This is a genomic window from Massilia orientalis (assembly GCF_030411975.2).
GTDB lineage: Bacteria > Pseudomonadota > Gammaproteobacteria > Burkholderiales > Burkholderiaceae_D > Telluria > Telluria orientalis.
This window is the reverse complement of record NZ_JASNRB020000002.1, coordinates 34,663-58,517: the sequence shown is the minus strand read 5'-3', so window position 1 is coordinate 58,517 and position 23,855 is coordinate 34,663. Positions and strand designations below refer to the sequence as shown.

Annotated in this window: 16 protein-coding genes and 1 tRNA gene; 14 read left to right on the top strand and 3 right to left on the bottom strand. The window is 67.4% G+C overall.

The genetic code is table 11. The features are described from left to right. From rnhA to QPK29_RS02320, 3 genes are all read left to right on the top strand, one after another. Positions 1-441 carry a ribonuclease HI gene (rnhA, locus tag QPK29_RS02330; protein ID WP_371769805.1) on the top strand — a complete coding sequence of 147 codons (441 nt, stop codon included), beginning with the start codon at positions 1-3 and terminating at the stop codon, positions 439-441. A gap of 61 nt (positions 442-502) precedes the next feature. Beyond that, positions 503-1,210 (top strand): DNA polymerase III subunit epsilon, encoded by a 708-nt coding sequence (gene dnaQ / locus QPK29_RS02325; protein ID WP_371769806.1) that lies wholly within the window; start codon positions 503-505, stop codon positions 1,208-1,210. 70 nt (positions 1,211-1,280) lie between these two features. After that, positions 1,281-1,355, top strand: a tRNA-Val gene (locus tag QPK29_RS02320). A 144-nt stretch (positions 1,356-1,499) separates the two neighbouring features. Here the strand turns inward: QPK29_RS02320 and QPK29_RS02315 are convergent. Continuing rightward, positions 1,500-2,825, bottom strand: a complete 1,326-nt coding sequence (locus QPK29_RS02315) for a PQQ-dependent sugar dehydrogenase (RefSeq protein ID WP_371769807.1) — start codon at positions 2,823-2,825, stop codon at positions 1,500-1,502. Further along, complete coding sequence (locus QPK29_RS02310) at positions 2,812-3,255, bottom strand: DUF2231 domain-containing protein (protein WP_056328825.1); 444 nt, start codon at positions 3,253-3,255, stop codon at positions 2,812-2,814. The genes QPK29_RS02315 and QPK29_RS02310 overlap by 14 nt, the downstream gene beginning before the upstream one ends. A 291-nt stretch (positions 3,256-3,546) precedes the next feature. On the opposite strand from QPK29_RS02310, the gene QPK29_RS02305 reads away from it, so the two are divergent. From QPK29_RS02305 to QPK29_RS02265, 9 genes are all read left to right on the top strand, one after another. Then, positions 3,547-5,163, top strand: a complete 1,617-nt coding sequence (locus QPK29_RS02305) for an AMP-binding protein (protein WP_371769838.1) — start codon at positions 3,547-3,549, stop codon at positions 5,161-5,163. After that, on the top strand, positions 5,160-7,484 hold the full coding sequence (locus tag QPK29_RS02300) for a bifunctional salicylyl-CoA 5-hydroxylase/oxidoreductase (protein ID WP_371769808.1): 2,325 nt from the start codon (positions 5,160-5,162) through the stop codon (positions 7,482-7,484). The genes QPK29_RS02305 and QPK29_RS02300 overlap by 4 nt, the downstream gene beginning before the upstream one ends. Beyond that, the gene (locus QPK29_RS02295) at positions 7,484-8,239 is read left to right on the top strand and encodes an SDR family NAD(P)-dependent oxidoreductase (protein WP_371769809.1); all 756 of its coding nucleotides are present in this window, start codon (positions 7,484-7,486) and stop codon (positions 8,237-8,239) included. Before QPK29_RS02300 ends, QPK29_RS02295 begins: the two co-directional genes overlap by 1 nt. After that, positions 8,236-8,700, top strand: a complete 465-nt coding sequence (locus QPK29_RS02290) for a MarR family winged helix-turn-helix transcriptional regulator (RefSeq protein WP_056328814.1) — start codon at positions 8,236-8,238, stop codon at positions 8,698-8,700. Before QPK29_RS02295 ends, QPK29_RS02290 begins: the two co-directional genes overlap by 4 nt. Before the next feature lie 9 nt (positions 8,701-8,709). Next, on the top strand, positions 8,710-9,528 hold the full coding sequence (locus QPK29_RS02285) for an enoyl-CoA hydratase family protein (RefSeq protein WP_371769810.1): 819 nt from the start codon (positions 8,710-8,712) through the stop codon (positions 9,526-9,528). A gap of 1 nt (position 9,529) precedes the next feature. Next, complete coding sequence (locus QPK29_RS02280) at positions 9,530-10,687, top strand: acyl-CoA dehydrogenase family protein (protein ID WP_371769811.1); 1,158 nt, start codon at positions 9,530-9,532, stop codon at positions 10,685-10,687. Further along, entirely contained in the window at positions 10,687-11,079 is a 393-nt protein-coding gene (locus tag QPK29_RS02275; RefSeq protein WP_056132527.1) for a RidA family protein, read from the top strand. The genes QPK29_RS02280 and QPK29_RS02275 overlap by 1 nt, the downstream gene beginning before the upstream one ends. Positions 11,080-11,219: 140 nt before the next feature. Continuing rightward, positions 11,220-15,950 carry a discoidin domain-containing protein gene (locus QPK29_RS02270; protein WP_371769812.1) on the top strand — a complete coding sequence of 1,577 codons (4,731 nt, stop codon included), beginning with the start codon at positions 11,220-11,222 and terminating at the stop codon, positions 15,948-15,950. 8 nt (positions 15,951-15,958) lie between these two features. Next, positions 15,959-16,561 (top strand): NF038129 family PEP-CTERM protein, encoded by a 603-nt coding sequence (locus QPK29_RS02265; RefSeq protein ID WP_371769813.1) that lies wholly within the window; start codon positions 15,959-15,961, stop codon positions 16,559-16,561. 12 nt (positions 16,562-16,573) lie between these two features. Here the strand turns inward: QPK29_RS02265 and QPK29_RS02260 are convergent, their stop codons facing one another. Then, complete coding sequence (locus QPK29_RS02260; protein WP_371769839.1) at positions 16,574-18,700, bottom strand: LamG-like jellyroll fold domain-containing protein; 2,127 nt, start codon at positions 18,698-18,700, stop codon at positions 16,574-16,576. Positions 18,701-19,122: 422 nt separating this feature from the next. Here QPK29_RS02260 and QPK29_RS02255 point away from each other — a divergent pair, with 422 nt between their 5' ends. Next, positions 19,123-20,631, top strand: a complete 1,509-nt coding sequence (locus QPK29_RS02255) for a glycoside hydrolase family protein (RefSeq protein WP_400189714.1) — start codon at positions 19,123-19,125, stop codon at positions 20,629-20,631. A 41-nt stretch (positions 20,632-20,672) separates the two neighbouring features. Then, positions 20,673-23,798: a glycoside hydrolase family 2 TIM barrel-domain containing protein gene (locus QPK29_RS02250; RefSeq protein ID WP_371769815.1), complete on the top strand. Its 3,126-nt coding sequence runs from the start codon at positions 20,673-20,675 to the stop codon at positions 23,796-23,798. Positions 23,799-23,855: the final 57 nt, after the last annotated feature.

Sequence of the window (23,855 nt, the reverse complement as noted above, 5' to 3'; positions counted from 1 at the left end):
ATGACCAAAGTTGAGATTTTTACCGACGGCGCCTGCAAGGGAAATCCGGGCACCGGCGGCTGGGGCGCGCTGCTCGTGGCCGATGGCGGCCACGAAAAGGAAATCTTCGGCGGCGAGCCGAATACGACGAACAACCGCATGGAACTGCGCGCCGTGATCGAGGCGCTCACCGTCCTCAACCGCCCATGCCAGGTCGTCCTGCACACCGACAGCCAGTACGTGCAAAAGGGCATCTCGGAATGGATCCACGGCTGGAAGGCGCGCGGCTGGAAGACGTCGGCGAAGGAGCCCGTCAAGAACGACGACCTGTGGAAGGCGCTGGACGCCGCCCAGCAGCAGCACGCCGTCGAATGGCGCTGGGTGCGCGGCCACAACGGCCACCCCGGCAACGAGCGCGCCGACGCTCTCGCCAACATGGGTGCGGCTTCGCTAAAGCGTTGATATTGCGCTGATTTTGTTATACTTACCGGTTCTTTCCACGCTTACTTGAGTTTGCACGCGCATGCGCCAAATCGTCCTCGATACCGAAACCACAGGCCTGAATCCGCGCACCGGCGACCGCATCATCGAAGTCGGCTGCGTCGAGATCTTCAACCGCAAGCTGACAGGCAATAACTTCCACCGCTACATCAATCCCGAGCGCGACTCGGACGAAGCGGCACTGGCGGTCCACGGCCTGACGACCGAGTTCCTCAGCGATAAGCCGAAGTTCCACGAGATCGCCCACGAACTGCGCGACTTCGTGCAGGGCGCGGAGATCATCATCCACAACGCGCCGTTCGACCTTGCGTTCCTGAACCATGAGTTCGAGCGCATGGGCCTGCCGCCGTTCGTCCAACACTGCGCGAACGTGATCGATACGCTCGTCCATGCCAAGGAACTGCACCCCGGCAAGCGCAACTCGCTTGACGCGCTGTGCGACCGCTACGGCATCTCGAACGCGCACCGCAAGCTGCACGGCGCACTGCTGGACTCGGAGCTGCTGGCCGACGTCTACCTGGCGATGACGCGGGGGCAGAACACGCTGTCGATGGACGTCGAGGTCGAGGCGAGCGGCGGAGGCATCGTGCTGGAAGCCGGTCCGCTGGGCGAGATCTTCGTGCTGCCGGCTGCTGCCGACGAGCTCGCCGAGCACGAGAACGTCCTTGCCGCACTCGACAAAGGCGTAAAGGGAGAATGTGTTTGGAGAAAATATTCTCCGCAGGGGTGACAAAACGCAAAAGTCCCCCTATAATGCTCGTCATTGCAGCGACGCAATCGCAGCAAAGCAGTAAAAAGTAGGGCGGTTAGCTCAGGGGTAGAGCACAGCATTCACACTGCTGGGGTCGCAAGTTCGAAACTTGCACCGCCCACCAGGATTCAAGCTCCGGTGCACGGGATGGGTTGAGAAAAACCACCTGGAAGTCGGAGCGACAGGAAGGCCAGCGATAAGCTGGCCTTTTGCGTTTCTGGCGTCCTCTCCGCTTCCGGCAGACTCGCGCCGGGCAGGTCGACAGTCTTCAGCGCCTGGCACCCGTCACCCGCCAGACCACGTCGCCGACGTCGTCTGCGATCAGCAGGGCGCCGTCCGCGTCCTGGGCGAGGCCGACCGGCGCGCCGAACAGATGTTTCTCGTCGGCGGAATGGAAGCCGGTCACGACATCCTGGGCCTTCCCGCTCGGCATGCCGTTGGCGAAAGGCACCCAGACGACCTTGTATCCGCTCAGCGGTGCGCGGTCCCAGCTGCCGTGCTCGCTGATAAAGGCGCCGCTCTTGTACTGCGGCAGGGCGTCTCCGGTGTAGAACAGCAGGCCCAGCGCCGCCACGTGCGACCCGAGGGCGTAATCCGGCACGATGGCTTTCTTGACGAGATCGGGGCGCTGGGGCCGGACCCGGTCGTCCACATGCTGGCCGTAGTAGCTGTAGGGCCATCCGTAGAAACCATGCTCCCGCACGGAGGTGAGGTAGTCCGGCACCAGGTCCGCGCCGATCTCGTCGCGTTCGTTGGCGATCGCCCATAGCTTTCCGCTCTGCGGTTCGAACTGCAGGCCGGTCGGATTACGGATGCCCGAGGCGAACACGCGGCTGGCGCCGGTCGCGGCGTCGACTTCCAGCACGGCGGCGCGCCGGTATTCCACCTCCAGTCCGTTTTCCCCTGCGTTGCTGTTCGAACCGCTGCCAACATACAGGTATTTGCCGTCGGGGCTCGCCACCATCGCTTTCGTCCAGTGGTGGTTGACGGTGCTGGGCAAGTCGCCGAGTTCGGTTCCCGGATCGGACATCTTCGTCTCGCCCGGCGTGTAGCGGTATTTCATGATGTTGCCGGTGTTTGCCACATACAGGGCGTCGCCCACCAGCGCGATACCAAAGGGCGAGTGCAGCTTTTCGATATACACGAACTTGTCCCACTCGCCGCCGCCGGGTTTGCGGCGCAGCAGGGTGACCCGGTTGCCGCCCTTGCCGCCCTTGCCGGACTGGTTCTTGATCTGGCCGGCGATGAGCTGTTTCGGCGTCGTGATCGCCTCCTCACCCGGGCCGTTGCCTTCCACCACCAGCACGTCCTGGTTCGGCAGTACCAGCACCTGGCGCGGGTGCATGAGCCCCGAGGCGATCTTCTCGATCTGCAAGCCGGTCGCCACCTGGGGCCTGGCATCACCCTGCCAGCCGGCGAAGTCCGGCACCTTCATCGGCGGGAGCAGGTAAGCCTTCGGGCGCGGCAGGGGCGGATTCTCGCCCATCTGCTGGGAGGGGGCGAGGCTGGCTTTCTCGCCGCAGCCGGCGAGGGCCAGCAACAAGGCCGCGGCCAGGACCAGGCCGCGCCGGCGCGTGCGCTCATGCTTGTTCATGGCGGTATCCCCGGTAGTCGACTCTGTCCCCGGCCAGGACGATCCTGCCGATAACGAGTGCGAGCACTGTCACGACGGAGAGCCAGAGCCCGGCGGGCATGCTGCCGTATGCATCCCGGCTGTGCACGAAGGCATTGAAGATGGCCGCCACGATCGCGACGACCTGGAGCCAGAAATTGATCGCGAGACCCTTGGTCCGGCCCCTGGTGAACCAGGTGCGGCCGAGATTGATAAGTTGCGGGACGATCGCGAACAGGAGGCCGATGCTGACCAGCCACGCCGCCGCTTTCACCCAAAGGATCGTGAAGGTCTCGACATACAGGATGTCGAAGACGAGCGCGGCCACGAAGAAACCAAATGGTATCGGGTCGAGCACATCGAATATCGCCGATGTGATACTGGATCGGGATGCTTGGGTTGTCGAGTTCATGACGCGGCTCCTTCGGGATATGAGCGGGCTTCCGGCTGGAAAACCGCAATCCTGCGCCCGCTTGGGGGCGGTCTGGTTCCGTGGAAGGCTAGCATGGATATTGAACTCCGCGTCGCGAGTCTGGACCGCAGCACGTACGGCAAGGTCGCGCAGGAAGGCATCGCCTTCGCCTGTCCGCCCCTGCTCCTGAACCTGTCAGGGCGTGCGCCATGCAACCCGGCTTGCGTCCCGAAATACTTTAGGCTTAAAGTATCTCCCGGTACCGACAGATCTTTTCTCCGGGGGCGCTTCATGACGAGCTTGTCCGCTGCAGAGTCAAGTCTTTCGGCCCATGTCGACACGTTCGCGCGGGATCATCTCCCGCCCGTCGACCTGTGGCCGGACCTCGTGTTCGACCTGCCCGCGCTCCAGTATCCCGCGCGGCTGAATTGCGTGGCGGAACTGCTGGACCGCCATGTCGCCGCCGGACGGGGCGGGCGCACCGCCATCGTGGGCGATACGGTAACCTGGACCTACGCCGATCTCATGCAGCGCGTCGACCGCATCGCCCACGTCCTGCGCACGGACTTGAACCTCGTGCCGGGCAACCGCGTGCTGCTGCGCGGCGCCAACTGCCCGATGATGGCGGCCGCGATCCTCGCCGTGTTCAAGGCCGGCCTCGTGGCCGTGCCGACGATGCCGCTGCTGCGGGCCCGCGAGCTGGGCATCATCGTCGACAAGGCGCGGGTGAACGCCGTGCTGTGCGCGCGGCCGCTCGCGGACGAACTCGAACAGGTGGCGGGGCACCCGCCCGTCGTGTATTTCCAGGATCCGGAAGGACTGGAAGCACGCATGGCCTACCACGATGCGCCGTTCGCACCGGTGGACACGGCCGGCGACGACGTGTGCCTGATCGCCTTCACGTCCGGCACGACCGGCATCCCGAAAGGCACGATGCACTTCCACCGCGACATCCTGGCGATCTGCGACTGCTTCCCGCGGCACACGCTGGGCGCGCAGGCGGACGACGTGTTCATCGGCACGCCGCCGCTGGCCTTCACGTTCGGCCTGGGCGGGCTGTTGCTGTTTCCCCTGCGCGTGGGCGCGGCCGGCGTCCTGCTCGAAAAGCCGGCGCCGGAAGGCCTGCTCGCCGCGATCGAGCGGTACAAGGCCACCGTCTGCTTCACGGCGCCCACGTTCTACCGCCAGATGACGCTCCTCGTCCCGCGCTACGACCTGCGCTCCCTGCAGAAATGCGTGTCGGCCGGCGAGGCGCTGCCGCTGGCGACGCGGGACGCCTGGAAGACGGCGACCGGTATCGCCATGATCGACGGCATCGGCGCGACCGAGCTGCTGCACATCTTCATCTCGGCCAGCGGCGCGGACATCCGGCCCGGCGCGACCGGCAGGCCCGTCCCCGGCTACCGCGCGTGCATCCTCGACGACGACGGCGCGCCGGTCGGTCCTGGCGTGATCGGACGGCTGGCCGTCAAGGGCCCGACGGGCTGCCGCTACCTGGCCGACGAGCGCCAGCGCGACTACGTGCTGGATGGCTGGAACCTGACGGGCGACAGCTACGAGACGGACGCGGACGGTTATTTCTACTATCGCTCGCGCACGGACGACATGATCATCTCGGCCGGCTACAACATCGCCGGCGCCGAAGTGGAAGAGGTGCTGCTGCGCCATCCGGCCGTGGCCGAGTGCGGCGTCGTGGGCCGGGCCGACGAGGAGCGCGGCCAGATCGTGGAGGCCCACGTCGTGCTCAAGCCCGGGTTCGAACCGACCCCGGAAACGGCATGCGTATTGCAGGACTTCGTCAAGGCGCAGATCGCCCCGTACAAATATCCGCGCGCCGTGCGCTTCACCGACAAGCTGCCGCGCACGGAGACGGGCAAGCTGCAGCGCTACAAACTGCGGCTGTCATGAACATCGTCTGCATCGGCGGCGGGCCCGCCGGCTTGTATGTCGCCCTGCTGATGAAGCGGCAGGACCCGGCGCACCGCGTCGTCGTCGTGGAACGCAACCGCCCGTACGACACGTTCGGATGGGGCGTCGTGTTCTCCGACCAGACGCTCGCCAACCTCGTCGCGGCCGACGAGCCGACGGCGCGCAGCATCCTGCAGGCGTTCAATCACTGGGACGACATCGACGTCTTCTTCAAGGGCGAGCGCATCACGTCCGGCGGCCACGGCTTCTGCGGCATCGGCCGCAAGCGGCTGCTGAACATCCTGCAGCAGCGCTGCGAGGAACTGGGCGTGGAACTCGTGTTCGAGACCGACGTGCAGGACGACGAGGCCGTCGCCGCGCGCTACCGGGCCGACCTCGTCGTCGCGGCCGACGGCATCCACAGCCGCACGCGGACGCGCCATGCGGCCACCTTCCAGCCGTCCGTCGAGACGCGCCGCTGCCGCTTCGTGTGGCTTGGCACGAAAAAGAAGTTCGATGCGTTCACGTTCGTGTTCAAGGAGACGGCGTTCGGCTGGTTCCAGGCCCACATCTACCAGTTCGACGACGACACCTCCACCTTCATCGTCGAGACACCGGAAGACGTGTGGCGCCGCGCGGGCCTGGCGGACATGGCGCAGGAAGAGGGCATTGCCTTTTGCGAGCGCCTGTTCGCCGAGCACCTGGACGGGCATCCGCTGCTGTCGAACGCGGGCCACCAGCGCGGCGCCGCAGCCTGGATCGCGTTTCCCCGCATCGTGTGCGAGCGGTGGGTGCACTGGAATGGCGACGTGCCCATCGTGCTGATGGGCGACGCGGCCCACACGGCGCACTTCTCCATCGGCTCCGGCACCAAGCTGGCGCTGGAAGACGCGATCGAACTGGCGCGCTGCATGCGGGAACACGGCAGCGACGCGCGCGCGGCGCTGGCCGCGTACCAGGCGAGCCGCGCGGTCGAGGTGTTGAAGATCCAGTCGGCGGCGCGCAATTCGATGGAGTGGTTCGAGAACGTGGAGCGCTACGGCGCGCTGGACGCGGAGCAGTTCGCGTACGCGATGCTCACGCGCAGCCAGCGCGTCTCGCACGAGAACCTGCGCCTGCGCGACCCCGGCTACGTCGCGCATTTCGAGGACTGGTTCGCGCGCCGTGCGTGCGCCCAGGTGGGCGTGGCGCTGCCCGAGAACACCCACATGCCGCCCATGTTCACGCCGCTGCGCGTGCGCGACGTATTCCTGAAGAACCGCATCGTCGTTTCGCCGATGGCGCAGTATTCGGCCATCGACGGCGTGCCCGGCGACTACCACCTCGTGCACCTGGGCGCGCGGGCAATGGGCGGGGCGGCGCTCGTGATGGCCGAGATGACGTGCGTGTCGGCCGACGCCCGCATCACGCCGGCCTGCCCCGGCATATATGCGCCCGAACACACGGCCGCGTGGCGGCGCATCGTGGACTTCGTGCACGGCCGGACCGATGCGCGCATCGGCATCCAGCTGGGCCACGCCGGCCCGAAAGGATCGACGCGCCCGATGTGGGACGGCATCGACCAGCCGCTCCCGGACCACAACTGGCCGCTGATCGCGGCATCGGAACAGCAGTACCTGCCGGGCATCTCGCAGGTCGCGCGCGCCGCGACGCAAGCGGATCTCGCGCGCGTGGAGGCGGACTTCGTGCGCGCGACGCTCGCGGCCGACGCGGCCGGCTTCGACTGGCTCGAACTGCACTGCGCGCACGGCTACCTGCTGTCGTCGTTCATTTCGCCGCTGACGAACCGGCGCGAGGACGAGTACGGCGGCAGTCTTGACAACCGCTGCCGCTATCCGCTGCGCGTGTTCCGCGCGATGCGCGCCGTGTGGCCGGCCGCGAAGCCGATGAGCGTGCGCATCTCGGCGCACGACTGGGTCGACGGCGGCATCACGCCCGCGGACGCCGTGCACATCGCGCGCCTGTTCAAGGCGGCGGGCGCGGACATGATCGATTGCTCGTCTGGCCAGGTCAGCAAGGACGAACAGCCCGTGTTCGGCCGCATGTACCAGACGCCGTTCGCGGACCGCATCCGCAACGAGGCCGGGATCCCGACGATCGCGGTCGGCTCGATCTACGAAGCGGACCACGCGAACAGCATCATCGCGGCCGGGCGCGCGGACTTGTGCGCGGTGGGCCGGCCGCACCTGGCGAATCCCGCGTGGACGCTGACGGAAGCGGCGCGGATCGGCGTCACGGCGGTCGCGTGGCCGAAACAGTATCTGGCCGGGAAGGCGCAGCTGGAACGGAATATGAAACGCGAACGCCAGGGGGAGGGCTGATGGAGACGTTACGGGGAAGACACGCGGTCGTGACAGGTGCCAGCCGCGGCATCGGCCTCGCCATCGCGCGCGCGCTGCGGGCGCACGGCGCGCGCGTCACGCTGATGGCGCGCGAAGCCCGTGTGCTGGAGGCCGCGGCGGCAGAATTCGGCGGAGAAACCGCCTGGCAGACGGTGGACGTGACGGATGCGGAAGGCGTCGCGGCCGCGTTCGCGCGCGCTGGCGCCGTGGACATCCTCGTCAACAATGCGGGCCAGGCCGCGTCGGCGCCGTTCGGGCGCACGGACGCCGCGCTGTGGCAGCGCATGCTGGACGTGAACCTGACCGGGGCCTACCACTGCATGCAGGCCGCGCTGCCCGGCATGCTGGACGCGGGCTGGGGAAGAGTCGTCAACGTCGCGTCGACGGCCGGCCTCACGGGCTACCGGTACGTGGCCGCGTATTGCGCGGCGAAGCACGGCCTCGTCGGCCTCACGCGCGCGCTCGCGCTGGAGGTGGCGACGCGCGGCGTCACCGTCAACGCCGTCTGCCCGGGCTTCACGGACACGGACATCGTAGCGGATGCCGTCGCCAATATCGTTCGCAAGACGGGGCGCACCGCCGACGAGGCGCGCGCCGGACTGGCGGCCGGCAATCCGCAGGGACGGCTCGTGCGGCCGGACGAAGTGGCGCACGCCGTCGCGTGGCTGTGCATGCCCGGCGCGGCGGCGCTGAACGGCCAGGCCATCGCGGTGGCGGGCGGGGAGGTGATGTGACGCCGGCCGACGATGCCCCGCTCGACCTGAAACTGTGGCTGCGGTTGTTGTCCTGCACGGTGCGTGTGGAGAACACGATCCGCAGCCGGCTGCGGACCACGTTCGGCATCACCTTGCCGCGCTTCGACCTGATGGCGCAACTGGAGCGCCATCCGGACGGCTTGCGGATGGGAGAATTGTCGAAGCGGATGATGGTCACGGGCGGCAACGTGACGGGCATCGCCGACCAGCTGGAACGCGAAGAGCTCGTCCTGCGCGTGCCCGACCCGCAGGACGGGCGGGCGTTCGTGCTGAAGCTGACGCCGCGCGGGCGCACCGCGTTCGCGCAAATGGCGGCCGTGCACCAGGGCTGGGTGGCCGACCTGTTCGGCGACGTCTCCCCGGACGACAAGGCCAGGATGATCGCCTTGCTGGACACGATGAAGCGGCAATTGAATGCGCAATTGAGCGACAAGGACTAGGAGACCACGATGCACCGCACGCAGCTGGCCGGCTACCGCGCCGAACATTTCCTCTACGAGGCCGACGGCGGCGTCGCCACCATCACGCTGAACCGCCCGGAGCGCAAGAACCCGCTGACGTTCGACTCGTACGCGGAGCTGCGCGACCTGTTCCGCGCGCTGGCGTACGCTGACGACGTGAAGGCCGTCGTGCTGACGGGCGCGGGCGGCAATTTCTGCTCGGGCGGCGACGTCCACGAGATCATCGGGCCGCTCACGCAACTGGACATGCCGGGCCTGCTCGCGTTCACGCGCATGACGGGCGACCTCGTGAAGGCGATGCTCGGCTGCCCGCAGCCCGTCGTGGCGGCCGTCGACGGCGTGTGCGCGGGGGCTGGCGCGATCCTCGCGATGGCATCCGACGTGCGGCTCGCCAGCACCCGCGCGCGCACCGCGTTCCTGTTCACGAAGGTCGGCCTGGCCGGCTGCGACATGGGCGCATGTGCCATCCTGCCGCGCCTCATCGGCCAGGGACGCGCGGCGGAACTGCTGTACACGGGCCGGGCGATGTCGGCCGCGGAGGGCGAGCGCTGGGGCTTTTATAACCGCCTGTGCGCGCCGGACAAGGTGAGGGGCGAGGCGCAGCGGCTCGCGCGCGGCCTCGCCGAGGGGCCGACGTTCGCGCACGGGATGACGAAGAAGATGCTGCAGCAGGAGTGGACGATGGGGCTCGCGGAGGCCCTCGAGGCCGAGGCGCAGGCGCAGGCGATCTGCATGGCCACCGGCGACTTCAGGCGCGCCTACGACGCGTTCGTCGCGAAGAGCACGCCCCGCTTCGAAGGAGACTGACATGGCGGACAAGTCCTATCTCGACTGGCCGTTCTTCGACGGGCGGCACGTCGACCTGGAAGAGGCGCTGGACGTATGGGCCGCCGCGTACGTGCGCGACCTGCACGGCACGGACGTCGATGCCGATTGTCGCCGCCTCGTGCGGATGCTGGGCGAAGGCGGCTGGCTGCGCCACGCGATCGGCGGCGCCGGTGCTCCCATCGACACGCGCGCGCTCTGCCTGATCCGCGAGACGCTGGCGCGCCACAACGGCCTGGCCGACTTCGCGTTCGCCATGCAGGGCCTGGGATCGGGCGCGCTCAGCCTGTTCGGGACGGAGGCCCAGCGCGAACGCTACCTGCCGCCCGTGGCCCGCGGGGAGGCCATCGCGGCGTTCGCGCTGTCCGAGCCGGACGCCGGTTCCGACGTGGCCGCGCTGCGCTGCACGGCGCGGCTTGAGGGCGATGCGTACGTCCTCGACGGCGACAAGACGTGGATTTCCAATGGCGGCATCGCGGACTTCTACGTCGTGTTCGCGCGCACGGGTGAAGCGCCGGGCGCGCGCGGCATCGGCGCGTTCGTCGTCGATGCGGGCACGCCAGGCTTCACGATCGCGGAACGGCTGGCCGTCATCGCGCCGCACCCGCTGGCCCGGCTGCGGTTCGAGGGTTGCCGGGTGCCCGCGGCGCAGCGCATCGGCGCGGCCGGGCAGGGCTTCAAGGTGGCGATGGCGACGCTGGACGTGTTCCGCACGTCCGTCGCGGCCGCCGCCCTCGGGTTCGCGCGCCGCGCGTTCGACGACGCGCTGGCCCATGCGACGCAGCGGCGGATGTTCGGCCAGACGCTCGCGGATTTCCAGCTGACGCAGGCGAAGCTCGCGCAGATGGCGACGCACATCGACGCAAGCGCGCTGCTGACGTACCGGGCGGCGTGGCAGCGCGACCGCGGCGGCAAGGTGACGAAGGAAGCGGCGATGGCGAAGATGACGGCGACCGAGTCGGCGCAGCAGGTCATCGACGCGGCGGTGCAGATGTTCGGCGGCCTTGGCGTCACGAGCGGCCATCCGGCCGAGCGGCTGTATCGCGAGATCCGCGCGCTGCGCATCTACGAGGGCGCCACCGAAGTCCAGCAACTGATCATCGCGCGCGAACTGCTGCGCGCGGCAAAGGATGAACGATGATGGAGATACTGCAACCACCCGGCTGGCCGCGCCCGCGCGGGTACGCGAACGGCATCGCGGCGCGCGGCCGCCTTGTGTTCGTGAGCGGGATGATCGGCTGGAACGCGGACGGCCAGTTCGCCAGCGACGATTTCAGCGCGCAGGCCGGACAGGCGCTGCGCAACATCGTCGAGGTGTTGCGCGCGGCGGGCGCGCGGCCGGAACACATCGTGCGCATGACGTGGTACGTGGTCGACCGTCGCGAATACCTGGCCGCCGGCAGCGCCCTGGGCGCCGTCTATCGCGACATCATCGGCGCCCATTATCCGGCCATGACGGCCGTCGAAGTGCGCGCGCTGGTCGAGGACCGCGCCCGCGTGGAAATCGAGGCGACGGCGGTCGTGCCGGACTGATACCGATTTTGGTATCGATCACAATTATTTCGGAATGGCAGGTTTTACACCGGTTTATGCATGCTAGACTCCTTGCGGGGTATCGATAACATCGACGTTGTCGGGGATCCCGCAAAAACAATACCGAACAGGAGACTACAATGCGTAAATCCCGTACCCGCACGCCCATGTTGCGGGCAGCGGCGCTGGCGGTGTCGCTCGCCGTCGCGAGCCTGCTTCCCGCCGCGCACGACGCCGTCGCGGCCGACACGATCCAGACCATCCTCACGAGCTACCAGCCCGCCATCGACGAGTTCACCGACGCGAACGGCTTCAGGCATCCCGGCGTCGGCCTCACGAAGGAGGTGCTGGAGAACATGCGCGCGGAAGTGCAGGCGCAGAAGGAGCCATGGAACACCTATTTCAACATGATGCTGTTGTCCGGCGCGGCGTCGAAGACGGTGGCATCGAAGAACCAGAGCGGCGCCGATCCGACGAAGCCGGCGGTGGTGGCGTTCAACAGCCAGGGTGTGGAATCGAAATTCATCGCGGACGCGCTGTCGGCCTACACCCAGGCCATCCTGTACTACGTGACGGGCGACGAGACCTACCGCGCCAACGCGATGCGCCTGATCCGCATCTGGGCGCAGATGGATCCCGCCCAGTACGCGTATTACACGGACGCGCACATCCACACGGGCATTCCCATGAGCCGGATGATGGCCGCGGCGGACATCATGCGCACCACGACGTGCCAGACGGCGGCGCTGGCCTGGACCGACCAGGACACGGTGAACCTGACGAACAACCTGATCGTGCCGGTCACGGAAACATTCAACCACAGCCCCGACCACTTCATGAACCAGCACCTGTACGCGCTGCTGGGGTCCATGTCCGGCTATATCTTCACGGGCAACCGGGCCCGCTGGAACGAGGGCGTCGAGTGGTTCACGGTCAACCGGACGGCCGTCGACCAGGGCCAGAACGGGGCCATCAAGCAGCTGTTCCGTCTCGTGACGAAGAACGACCTGACCGGTGAAGCCGTGACGCCGATGGTGGAGCACGTGGAAATGGGACGCGACCAGGCGCACGGCGCCGGCGACGTCACGAACATGAGCATCCTCGCGCGCCTGCTGATGTCGCAGAACCAGAAGATCGACCCCGTCAACGGCACGCCGTCGGCGGCGCCGGACGCCGTGGGACCGTACGAATTCCTGAACGACCGCATCCTCGACGCCACGGAGTACTTCGCCGGCTTCATGCTGGGCTACGACACGCCCTGGGTGCCGACCGCAGCCCACACGGACGCCAACGGCGTGCCGACCGTCGTCTACAAGACGCTGCAGGGCGGCTACCGGGGCCGCCTCACGCAGAATACGTGGGAGCCGTACTACTATTACAAGTACACGCGCGGACTGGACATGAACCAGCGCGCGCCCAACTACAGCCGCATGTTCGCCGACCGCACGGTCTACAACTGGGACGGCGTGGACGGCGGCGGCGACTTCTGGCTGTTCATGCCGCCCGGGGCGGAAAGCGAGGGCACGCAATTCCTGGTCAAGCCCATCGTCGATCCGGTGCGCGAAGTCGAAGACCGTTTCACGTCGCTCGACGGCTTCGGGACCGCGATGCAGGACGACACCGCGTCGTTCATCCGCGTCGCGGCCACGGGAGCGGGCAGCAGGCTGGCCGTCGTCGGCTACGGCAACGGGACGCGCAGCGTGGCATTCCGCGTGCGCACCAACGGCGAAGCATCGATGGACGCTTTCGGCGACACCATCCTGCTGCCGGACACGCAGGGCCAGTGGCGCTACCTGAGCTATGCATTCGGCCAGTACCAGGGCCTGGGCGACTACCTGCCGCTCACCGTCAAGGGCGCCGGCACGACGGTCGACATCGACCACATCAACGTCAACCCGGGCGCCTCGATCACGCCGCCCGTGTTCACGAGCGGCGACGCGGACCTGAGCCTGTACACGAACGCCGGCTCCACGGCGACCGTGTCGTACAGCTTCGCGGCGACGGACGCCACGGCCACCGACGTCCTGACGTACACGATCGACCACCTGCCGCCCGGCGCCCAGTTCGACACGAAGACGGGCGCCTTCGCGTGGGTGCCGACGCAGGCCGGCACCTACAGCTTCATCGTCACGACGACCGACGGCACGGTCGTCACGTCGAAGGCCGTGCAGGTCGTCGTCGGCGCGGACCGCCAGTCCGCCGTCGCCGCGGTGACGGCCGGGTACAAGCCCGACACGCTGTACACGACCCCGAGCCTCGCCGCCTACAACGCGGCGTACGCCGACGCCACCAGCGCGGTGACGACGGCCACCGACGACCAGTTCTACCAGAAGCTGGGCGCGCTGCAGGCGGCGCTGAAGGGACTCTCCGAGCTGACGCCGCTGCTCGCCGACGGCAGCATGAACTACTCGAACATGTTCGTCTCGTCCACGTTCGGCACGCAGGTGCCGAATGCCCTGGACGGCACGCCCGATTCGTTCGTCGGCTATTACCTGGCCCAGAACCTCACCTATTACTTCGACTTCGGCCCGGGCTACAAGGTCAATGCCACCGCCTTCGGCATCCAGGCGCGTACGTCCTTCCCCGAGCGGGGCGGCGGCGTCGTCGCCTTCGGTTCGAACGACAACGAGAACTGGGTCCGCCTGACGCCGGGCATGACCGTCGTGACGGAGGACATGCAGACCCTGGCCGTCGGCGATGACCTCAAGGACCAGCAGTACCGCTTCTTCAAGGTGCAGATGATCCAGCCGTCGAGCTCCATGTTCGAGATGGGCGAATTCCGGATCTTCGGCACGCGCCACGAGACGGTCAACCTGCTGTCGTCCGTGTCGATCGGGTCCGACCAGGCGCTCAGGAAGCGCATCGTGCCGGGCAATACGGTGAAGCTGAACTTCCAGGCGACGGCCCCGATCAACGCCGTGGCCGCGACGATCCAGGGCGTCCCGGCCCAGGTGACGACGGCCGACAACGTGAACTACACGGCCACCGCCGTCATGCCGGGCGACGCGCAGCCGGGCACCGTCAAGTTCACCCTGAATTACAAGACCGGGGCCGGCGCCGATGCGGAACCCGTGCTGTTCACGACCGACAGCTCGTCGCTGTTCATCGCGGACCAGACGAACTACCTGGGCAACCTGCTGGCGATCACGAGCCTGCAGGATTCCAGCGGCCGCAACGCGACCGACCTGCTGGCGACGGTGAACACCCTGTTCGACGGCAATCTCGGCACCGGGACGGACTTCCGCGTCAACGGCAGCGGCTACGGCGGCTGGGTGATGTTCGACTTCAAGGAAGGCGGCAAGGCCACGATCCAGCGCGCGGAAGTGATCGGCCGCCAGGACCAGTACGCGTCGCGTATCAACGGCACCGTCGTGCAGGGCTCGAACGACAACGCGGCGTGGACGACCCTCTCCAACGCGGCCGGGAACACGGCCGACTGGCAGACCCTGACCGTGGCGAACCCGCAGCCTTACCGCTACATCCGCGTCATCAACGGCAATAGCTGGTACGGGAACATGGAAGAACTGCGCCTGTACGGCGTCGCCGAATCGTCGAACAAGATCGCGACCGTGTCGATGAGTTCCGCGCAGGCGCTGCGCACGCGCATCGTGCCCGGGAATGCCGTCAAGCTGACGTTCACGGCGAAAGAGGCGATCAGCGGCGTGGGTGTCGCGATCCAGGGCGTACCGGCCACAGTGACGACGACCGACAACATCAACTTCACGGCCACGGCGACCTTGCCCCAGGGCGTGGCGGCGGGTGCGGTCAAATTCGCCATCGGCTACACGCAGGCCAACGGCCAGCCCGGCTTCACGAGCACGGCGACCACCGACAATACCGCACTGACGCTGGTGGACGAGGCGGACACGATCCGTAACGTGCCGACCATCGCCACCCTGATCGATTCGACGGTGAACCGGCCCGCGGCCACCACGCAGGCCGTCGTCACGAGCCTGTTCGACGCCAACCTCGGTTCGATCTCGGACTTCCGCACCGGCAGCAACAACTCGGGCGTGGGCGCGTACGTGACCTTCGACTTCAAGGCCGGCAACCAGGTCAACCTGACGGGCGTGGAACTGGCGCCGCGCCAGGACGGCAATTACGGGCGCATCAAGGGCACCGTGATCCAGGGCTCGAACGACAACACGACGTGGACGACGCTGACCACGCCGGCCGTCTCGACGCTCGAGTGGCAAGCGTTCTCCGTCGCCGACCCGACGCCGTACCGCTACCTCCGCATCTATAACGGCGGCACGTGGTACGGCAACCTGTCCGAAGTGCGCCTGCATGGTTCGCTGCATGGCGCCGACATGACACCGCCCGTGACGACCGCGAGCACGAGCGCGACACCTGCGGAGAACGTGACGGTCACGCTGTCCGCCACGGATACGGGCGGCAGCGTGAAGGCGACGTACTACACGGTGGACGGCGGCGCGCAGCAGACCGGAACGACGGTGGCATTGAACACGACCGGCAGCCACACGGTGGCCTACTGGAGCGTCGACGCGGCCGGCAACACCGAGGCGCAGCACACGCTGGCCGTGAACGTCGCGCCGGCGGACGTCGGCGCGAGCGTCAGGATGACCCAGCAGGGCGCGACCCTGAACCGCATGACCGGCAAGTACGTGGGCGGCGTGACCGTCACGAACACCGGCTCGACCGCGCTGGCGGGGCCGTTGTGGCTCGCGCTGAATGGCCTGACGGGCGGCGTCACGCTCGACAACGCGGGCGGCACGACGGGCGGTGTGCCGTACGTCGCCGTCGCGGGGCCGCTGAATCCTGGTGCGACGCTCACCGTGCCGCTGACGTTCACCAATCCGAACCGTGTCGCGATCGGCTACGTGCCGGCGCTGTACCAACCCCATTTCTGAGGACAGCCATGACCATCCGATTCAAATCCCTTGTTTCCGCCCTCGCGCTGATGCTGGCGGCGGGCGCCGGCGCCGCGTCGGCCGAGACCATCCACGTCGCCATCGACACGTCGACCTTCGGCGCCGCCACGGGCTACGTCGACATGCAGCTGTCCGCCGGCAGCGGCGTGCCGCTGGCCACCGCGCTGGTCAGCAACATGGTGGGCTTCGGCAGCACGGCGTTCATCGATTCGTGGGGCGTGACGCCCGTCGCGGGCGGCTACCTGTTCCGCAACGATACGTCGAACGACCTGTTCCACGCCGTGGACTTCGGCGGCACCCTGTCGTTCGACCTGACCTTCGCGGGCGCGCCCGATCCGCTGACGAGCTATGTGTCGCATTTCGTCGTGGCGGCGTTCGACGACGCGTTCGCGCCACTCGGCCACTATGATCCGTTCACGGGCGCGCTGGCCGATTTCACGTGGACGCCGGCGCTGGACGCGCAAGGGCGGGGGACGATCGCCGGCACGCTGACGGATCCCGCCGTGACGGCGGTGCCGGAACCGGCGGGGTATCTGCTGGCGGCGATCGGGTTGTCGGCGCTGGCGCTCGCGCGCCGGCGCCGGGTGTGACGGACCGGCAAGTCAGCTGGCGGCGATCAGCGCGGCGATGTCCGCCGCCGCCAGCGCGCCGCGGTAGATGCGGAACTCGTCGATGCGGCCATTGAAATATGGGTCGCCCGCATACTGCGAGCGGCCGATCCAGTTCTGGCTCGTGCCGCCCAGCTGCCACGGCGGCAGGAATTGCGCGCCGTTGCTGCCGACCGCGGTGCCGTTCACGTACAGGGTGGCCAGCTGTCCCGACAGGGTGACGGCCACGTGCACCCACTGCGCGGTCGGCAGCGCGGCCGTCCCCGTCACGGCCTGCTCGCCCTTGCCGCCGTCGACGGTGATGGCGAAGCGCACGACGCCGCTGCCCGAACGCGGCGTCAGGAACATGTAGCGGCCGGTGCCCGACCCGAAGTCGAAGATGCGTTCCCAATTCCGTGATGCGTTCCAATATACCCAGCAGGCCACCGTGAAATCGGTGAGATCCGTGACGAGGTTCGCGGGCAGGCTCACGTAATCCGTGCTGCCGTTCAGCGCCAGCGCGCTGCCCGATTTGCCGGCGCCCCACGTGCCGCTGCCCGTCAGCGTGCCCGCGTGGCCCTGGCCGCTGGCGTCGGACACGGTCGTCCCGGTGCCGTCGTTACACGCCAGGTAGGTGTGCAGCGTCTTGCCGACCTTGGCGGTGGCGCGGTTCGAATCGGCCGTCTCGCCCGCCGGCGTGATGGCGGAAACGACGTAGTACCAGGTGCCCGCGCCCGGATTGTCGGTGTATGTCAGCAGGTCCGTGATGCCGCTCGCGATGGTGCTCCAGGGGCCGCTCGTCGACGTGGCGCGCTTGACCTTGTAGCTCGTCGCGTAGGCGCTGCCCCACCACGACAATTCCACGCCGCCCGCCGGGGTGCGCGCTTTCAGGCCGCTGGGCGGCACGCCGGCGGCGACCGGGTCGCGCGTGCAGGTGAGGGTGCCGTAGCCCAGCTGGTCGTAGCCGCCGCTCGTCGAGCCGTAGTTGCCGCCGCCGCCTTCCGGCTGGATCTGCAGGGCGAACATCTTCGAATACGGCGCCGCGAGACCCTTGCGGTTCACGTAATGGTTGTAGACCAGCGCCCAGCAGGGCCGCACATTGCCCCGGCTGTTCGTCGAGAAGACGGCCTGGTTGACGTTGTCGACGTTGTTGTAGGGGACGTACGGCACCGTGTAATACGTCGTGCCGAACTGGATCAGGTTCGCCTTGGCCACGTATTCCGCGCCCATCAGGAAGCGGTTGTTGTCGTAGCCGTACAAGTCCACGCCCTGGTTCCAGGCCATCTCGCACATCGCGCCCATCAGCGCGATGCCGAGCGTGTTGTGGCCCTGGTCGCGTCCCGATTCCTGCCATTGGCCGAGGAAGCCCGGGTGGACGTAGTACACGGCCTGCGCGACGGCGCCGTTGCCCGCGCCCGACTTGAAGTAGGTGACGGCTTCGTCGAACAGGCCCTGGTCGTCGCACAGCACGCCGATGGCGAGGATAGCCGCCATCTGGCACAGGTCCCAGTTGGCCCAGTAATGCGTGACGTCGGTGTTGTTGTGGCGGATGAGGAAGTCGTGGTTGACCGGATAGAACACGGTCTTCATCATGTCCTGGAACGCGGCGAAATCCGCCGCGGCCCAGCCGGCGTAGGTGCGCACGATCTCGCCTGCGTTGGCGAATTCGTAGCCGTAGATGCCGGCGGCGAGGGCGGCGTCCGTCGTGCCCTGGATCGAGGTGAGGATGGACGACCAAGCATTCATGATCTGCACGGCCTTGTCAGCATAGGCGGTGTCGCCCGAGATCTTCCAGCGCACGGCGCACGCATAGGCGGCGGCCACGTCGTTGAACAGCGTCGAATAGTTTTCAGGATGGACGCCGTCGTAGCCGCGGTACACGATGGTCTGCGGGTGCGGCGTGTAGGACAGGCTGGCGTGCGAATTATTGACCAGCAGGTTCCAGCTGCCCGACCACGGCGACGTCGTGTACTTCGCCTTCATGCGGTCGAAGTCGGCCTGCGTGTGCAGCAGGCCCGGATGGACGAAGGCGGTGGCGGCACCCGTGCCGCTCATCGTGCCGGTGGCGAGCGTGCGCGTGGCCGGTGCGTCGGCGCCGCCGCCCGCGCCGCAGCCGGCGAGCGCGAGGGCGCCGAGGCCCATCAGGAAGTCGCGGCGTCCCAACAGGGTGCGCGAGACCGCGTCGGGGGCTTCGGCCGGGGTCAGTGCGGATGTCAGGGCGGGGGCTTTGCAGTCGTTCGGTTCCATTTTTTTCATTGGTAGTCTCCATGCCATGCAGGCGAATGTTGAACTGCGATCGAAGGTGCTGCCGTACTGCCGCGCCGATGCTAGCACGTATGCATCTATTTTGTTATCGTTAACCGCGATCTTGATCAACCGCGCTGCCATGTCCAAAACATATCCATTTCGATAAAAAAGGCATGCCTGCGGCGCCACCGCCACCGTTAAGATGTGCGGCAGCGTAGGCCGGGATCCGGGAATCCGGAGAGTTCTTGACATCGTTTCCAGATGTGTTATAACTGGCCGAGTTATCGATACCAAAATCAAACGACAAGCCCGGCGGCGTGAACCGCGCCACGGGCAAAGGAGACGATCCGTTGTTCACGTTACGTGCGTTCGCGCGCCGCTGCGCCGCGCCGCTTGCCGTCCTGCTGGGATGCCTCGCGGCCGATGCCGCCCAGGCCATCGAGAACCGGCTGCAGGTGCACCCGTTCCCGAATCCCATCCGCTACACCCACCACAACGACGACTACACGGTGCGCGTGCGCGCGCCCGGCGGGCAGTGGCAGGACCTGTACGAGTACAACGTGAAGGTCGACCTGGACAAGCCGCAGGACGCCTCGATGGTCTACTTCAACTTCGACGGCACGGTGGAAGTGGCGGTCCAGAAGAACAACGGCGCGTTTTCGAAAGTGGCGGTGCGGCCGGACGCGAAGGGCGTCAAGCCGCTCGTGCGCGACGGCGTCGTGTATTTCACGCTGCGCCGGCCTGAGAACCTGAGCGTGGAGTTCGACGACGATCGCCTGCACAACCTGCACGTGTTCACGCACGCGATCCGCGCCGACATGCCGGCCGTGCCGGCGAACCTGGCCTCGAACGACATCGGCACGGGCACCGCGCCCGATTTCACGCAGCCCGTCGTGTTCTTCGGACCGGGCATCCACAAGGGCGACTTCAGGCTGCGCTCGCACACGAAGGTGTACATCCACGGCGCCGCGGTCCTGAAAAGCCCGCTCGTGATCGACGGCGTCGAGGACGTGCAAGTGTTCAGCGACGGCCTGTTCGACGGCACCGACGTGACGACCATCCGGAATTCGCGCAACATCGGGATCGACGGCCCGATCGCCATCAACCAGCCGCACGGCACGATGCGCTGCATCATGTCGCAGGACCTCGTCGAGACGAGCATCCGCACCATCGGCGCCGGCCAGTGGTCGGACGGCATCGGCCACTTCGCGTGCGAGCGCGTGACGATCGCGGACAGCTTCGTGCGCACGTCGGACGACTGCCTGACGTTCTACAACCACCGCTGGGACATCTGGGGCAATACGCGCGACGTGCTGGTCCGGGACACGACCCTGTGGGCCGACATCGCCCACGCGGTCATGATCGGCATCCACGGCAATACGCCGACCCCGGTGCATCCGCAGAGCGAGGTGCTGGAGCGCCTGCGCTTCTCGAACATCGACATCCTCGATCACGACGAGGACGACCCGGAATACGAGGGCGCGCTGGGGATCATGGCGGGCGACGACAACCTGGTGCGCGACGTCGTGTTCGAGGACATCCGCGTCGACCGCATCGAGGAAGGGAAGCTCTTCAACCTGAAGATCGCGTACACGGCCAAGTACAACACGAGCCCCGGGCTGGGCATCGAGAACGTCACCTTGCGCAACATCCATTACACGGGCAAGGGCGCGCCGAGCGCGTCCGCCATCACGGGCCGCGACGCCACGCGCACGGTGAAGAATGTGACGATCGAGAACGTGACCGTGGGGGGCAAGCGGCTCACGGCGCCCGAGGCAGGACTGCTGGAAGTGAACGGCTTCGTCGACGGCCTGCGCTTCCGCTGACACAGCAACCATAACGATAACGATAACGACAGAGGAGAGACATGGAATCCAGGAACATCATCGCGGCCGTGCTGCTGGCGACGGCGGCCTTGCCGGCGCTGGCCGCGCAGCCGAAGCCGGCCGAGTGGGAGCAGCCGGAAGTGGTCGCGGTCAACCGCGAGCCGATGAAGGCGACGTTCTTCAATTTCGAATCGCGCGAGAAAGCGCTGGCCGGCGACAAGGCCGCGTCGCAATACTACGTCTCGCTCGACGGCACGTGGTCCTTCGCGTACTCGACGACCCCGGAAACCCGCCCGAAGGATTTCTACAAGCTGTCGTACGACGTCAGCAAGTGGGGGCGGATCCAGGTTCCCGGCATGCTGCAGACGCAAGGCTACGGCAAGCCGATCTTCACGAACATTCGCTATCCGTTCCCCGCCAACGAGCCGTTCATTCCGCATGACCTGAACGAAGTCGGCTCGTACCGCCGCGAGTTCGACGTGCCGGCCGCGTGGAACGGCCGCGACGTGTTCCTGCAGATCGGCGCCGCGGGCGCCGCCTATTATGTGTGGGTGAACGGCCAGAAGGTCGGCTATTCCGAGGATTCCAAGCTGCCTTCCGAATTCGACCTGACCCGCTACGTGCACCCGGGCCGCAACACGATCGCCATCGAGCTGTATCGCTGGGCGGACGGCTCGTACCTGGAAGACCAGGACTTCTGGCGCGTCAACGGCATCGAACGCAGCGTGTACGTGTATGCCGAACCGAAGACGCGGCTGCGCGACTACCGCGTGACCGCGGGGCTGGACAAGTCGAATTATCGCGACGGCCGCTTGGAACTCGTCGCCGAGATGGCGGGCGCGACGGCCACGGTGGACGTGGAGGCGCGGGTGCTGGACGGCACGCGCGAAGTGCTGCGCGTGAAAGGCACGCCGGGTGCGGACCGCAAGGCGGTGCTGGCCGGAGCGATCCCCGCCGTGAAACCCTGGTCGGCCGAGACGCCGAACCTGTACACGCTGCTCGTGGAGGTGACGGATGCGCAGGGCCGGCTGGTCTCGGCGACGTCGCGCCGCATCGGCTTCCGCACGGTGGAGATCGCGGACGGCGAAGTGCGCGTGAACGGCAAGCGGGTGATGATCAAGGGCGTCAACCGGCACGAGCACGACCCCCATACCTACCGCGTGATGTCGATGGCGTCGATGCGCAAGGACATCGAGCTGATGAAGCGGGCCAATGTGAACGCCGTGCGAGCGTCGCATTATCCGAACGATCCGCGCTGGTACGACCTGGCCGACGAATACGGCCTGTACATCATGGACGAGGCGGACCTCGAGTCGCACGGCTACATGGAGAAGGGCGACCAGGCGGGCGACCCGCAGAAGCGCGCCGCGATCCAGCTGGGTTACAAGCCGCACTGGCGCATCGCCCACCTGGACCGCATTTCGCGCATGGTGGAACGCGACAAGAATTCGCCGTCGGTCATCTTCTGGTCGCTGGGGAACGAGGCCGGCACGGGGCCGAACTTCGAGAACGCGGCCGCGTGGATCCGCAAGAACGATCCGACGCGCCTGATCAGCTACCTGGGCCACGGCACCATCGGCGAGGAACACCTGCCGAACGCCTACGTCGACATCTACGCGCCCATGTATGACGACATCGAGAAGATGGCCGACTACGCGCTCGACCCGAACTTCCGCCAGCCGATGATCCAGTGCGAGTATGCCCACGCGATGGGTAATTCGCTGGGCAACCTGGAGGACTACTGGCAGGTCATCCGCGCGCACCGCAAGCTGCAGGGCGGCTTCGTGTGGGACTGGGTCGACCAGAGCGTCATCGCGAAGGACGACAAGGGCCGTACCTACTGGGCGTCCGGCTTCGACCTGAACCCGGAGCGGGGCGACAACAGCGTGGTCGGCGACGGCGTCGTGCGCTCGGACCGCACGCCGGATCCGGAATACTACGAACTGCAGAAGGTCTATTCGCCCGTCGTCTTCGAAGGCGACCCGGCGGCAGGCAGCGTCGAGGTCGTGAACCGCTACGATTTCCGCGACCTGTCGCATCTCGCGTTCGACTGGGAACTGGCGCGCGACGGCGTCGTCGTCGCCCGCGGCACGCTGGCCGATGCGGCCACGCCGGCCGGCGCCCGCCAGAAACTGGCGCTGGCATTGCCCGATGTCGCACCCGGAGGCGAGCGTGTACTGACCGTGCGGGCGAAGACCCGTGCGGCGCTGCCGGGCGTGGAGCAGGGCGCCGTCGTCGGCTGGTCGCAGTTCGTGCTGGCGTCGCCGCGCGCCGCGCAGAAACAGCTGGCCGCCGTGGCGCCTGTCCGCACGGACGGCGCGGTGGAGCTGCGCGCCGCCGACGCCGTACTGCGCGTCGCACCGGACACCGGCCTCGTGACCTACACGGTGGCCGGCCGCACGGTCCTGAAGGGCGGTTCGCCGAATTTCTGGCGCGGCCTGACGGACAATGACGAAGGTTCCGGCGTGGACAAGAGCCACTGGGTGTGGCGGACGTTCACGGACCAGCGCAAGGTGCGCGACGTGACCGTGACGGGCGACGGGGTGCGCGTGCTGTTCAGCTTCGGCGCCGGCGCGGCGCACTGGGAAAACGTCTACCGGATGCGCGCCGACGGCAGCGTCGACGTGCAGGCCAGCTTCACGCCGCTGCGTGACGACCTGCCGGATCCGCTGCGCCTGGGCCTGCGCTTCGACAGCCTGCCGGCGCTCGATGCGCTGTCATGGTACGGCCGTGGTCCGTACGAATCGTATGCGGACCGCAAGACGGGATCCGCACTGGGCCAGTACGCGGGCAAGGTGGCGGACCAGTACCACGGTTATATCCGCCCGCAGGAAAGCGGCAACAAGACAGACGCGCGCTGGTTCCAGCTGCAGGACGGCGCCGGCACCGGCGTCCGCGTGGACTTCGATGCGCCGGGCGCGTTCAATGCGCTGGCCTTCCCGTACGAAGACCTGTACCTGCGGCCGCGCGGCACGTGGAAGAGTTCCGAGATCGCGCCGCATGGCGACGGCTCGGTGCTCGTCGACCTGGCCCAGGCGGGCGTGGGCGGCGACACCGGCTGGAGCCTGGATGGGCGGCCGCACGTGAAGTACCGCATCCCGCTCGCACCCGCCAGCTATCGCTTCGTGCTCGCCCCCGTGCGTGCCAAGCGGGTGGCGGACAGGTGATCGATAACCGGGACATTCGCGTCCCGGATCACGATGCCGGCGGCCCGTCAAGGTGCC

Coding starts and splice junctions, on each gene's coding strand:
- rnhA (WP_371769805.1), top strand. CDS start 1: ATGACCAAAGTTGAGATTTTTACCGACGGCGCCTGCAAGGGAAATCCG.
- dnaQ (WP_371769806.1), top strand. CDS start 503: ATGCGCCAAATCGTCCTCGATACCGAAACCACAGGCCTGAATCCGCGC.
- QPK29_RS02315 (WP_371769807.1), bottom strand. CDS start 2,825: ATGAACAAGCATGAGCGCACGCGCCGGCGCGGCCTGGTCCTGGCCGCG.
- QPK29_RS02310 (WP_056328825.1), bottom strand. CDS start 3,255: ATGAACTCGACAACCCAAGCATCCCGATCCAGTATCACATCGGCGATA.
- QPK29_RS02305 (WP_371769838.1), top strand. CDS start 3,547: ATGACGAGCTTGTCCGCTGCAGAGTCAAGTCTTTCGGCCCATGTCGAC.
- QPK29_RS02300 (WP_371769808.1), top strand. CDS start 5,160: ATGAACATCGTCTGCATCGGCGGCGGGCCCGCCGGCTTGTATGTCGCC.
- QPK29_RS02295 (WP_371769809.1), top strand. CDS start 7,484: ATGGAGACGTTACGGGGAAGACACGCGGTCGTGACAGGTGCCAGCCGC.
- QPK29_RS02285 (WP_371769810.1), top strand. CDS start 8,710: ATGCACCGCACGCAGCTGGCCGGCTACCGCGCCGAACATTTCCTCTAC.
- QPK29_RS02280 (WP_371769811.1), top strand. CDS start 9,530: ATGGCGGACAAGTCCTATCTCGACTGGCCGTTCTTCGACGGGCGGCAC.
- QPK29_RS02275 (WP_056132527.1), top strand. CDS start 10,687: ATGGAGATACTGCAACCACCCGGCTGGCCGCGCCCGCGCGGGTACGCG.
- QPK29_RS02270 (WP_371769812.1), top strand. CDS start 11,220: ATGCGTAAATCCCGTACCCGCACGCCCATGTTGCGGGCAGCGGCGCTG.
- QPK29_RS02265 (WP_371769813.1), top strand. CDS start 15,959: ATGACCATCCGATTCAAATCCCTTGTTTCCGCCCTCGCGCTGATGCTG.
- QPK29_RS02260 (WP_371769839.1), bottom strand. CDS start 18,700: ATGGGCCTCGGCGCCCTCGCGCTCGCCGGCTGCGGCGCGGGCGGCGGC.
- QPK29_RS02250 (WP_371769815.1), top strand. CDS start 20,673: ATGGAATCCAGGAACATCATCGCGGCCGTGCTGCTGGCGACGGCGGCC.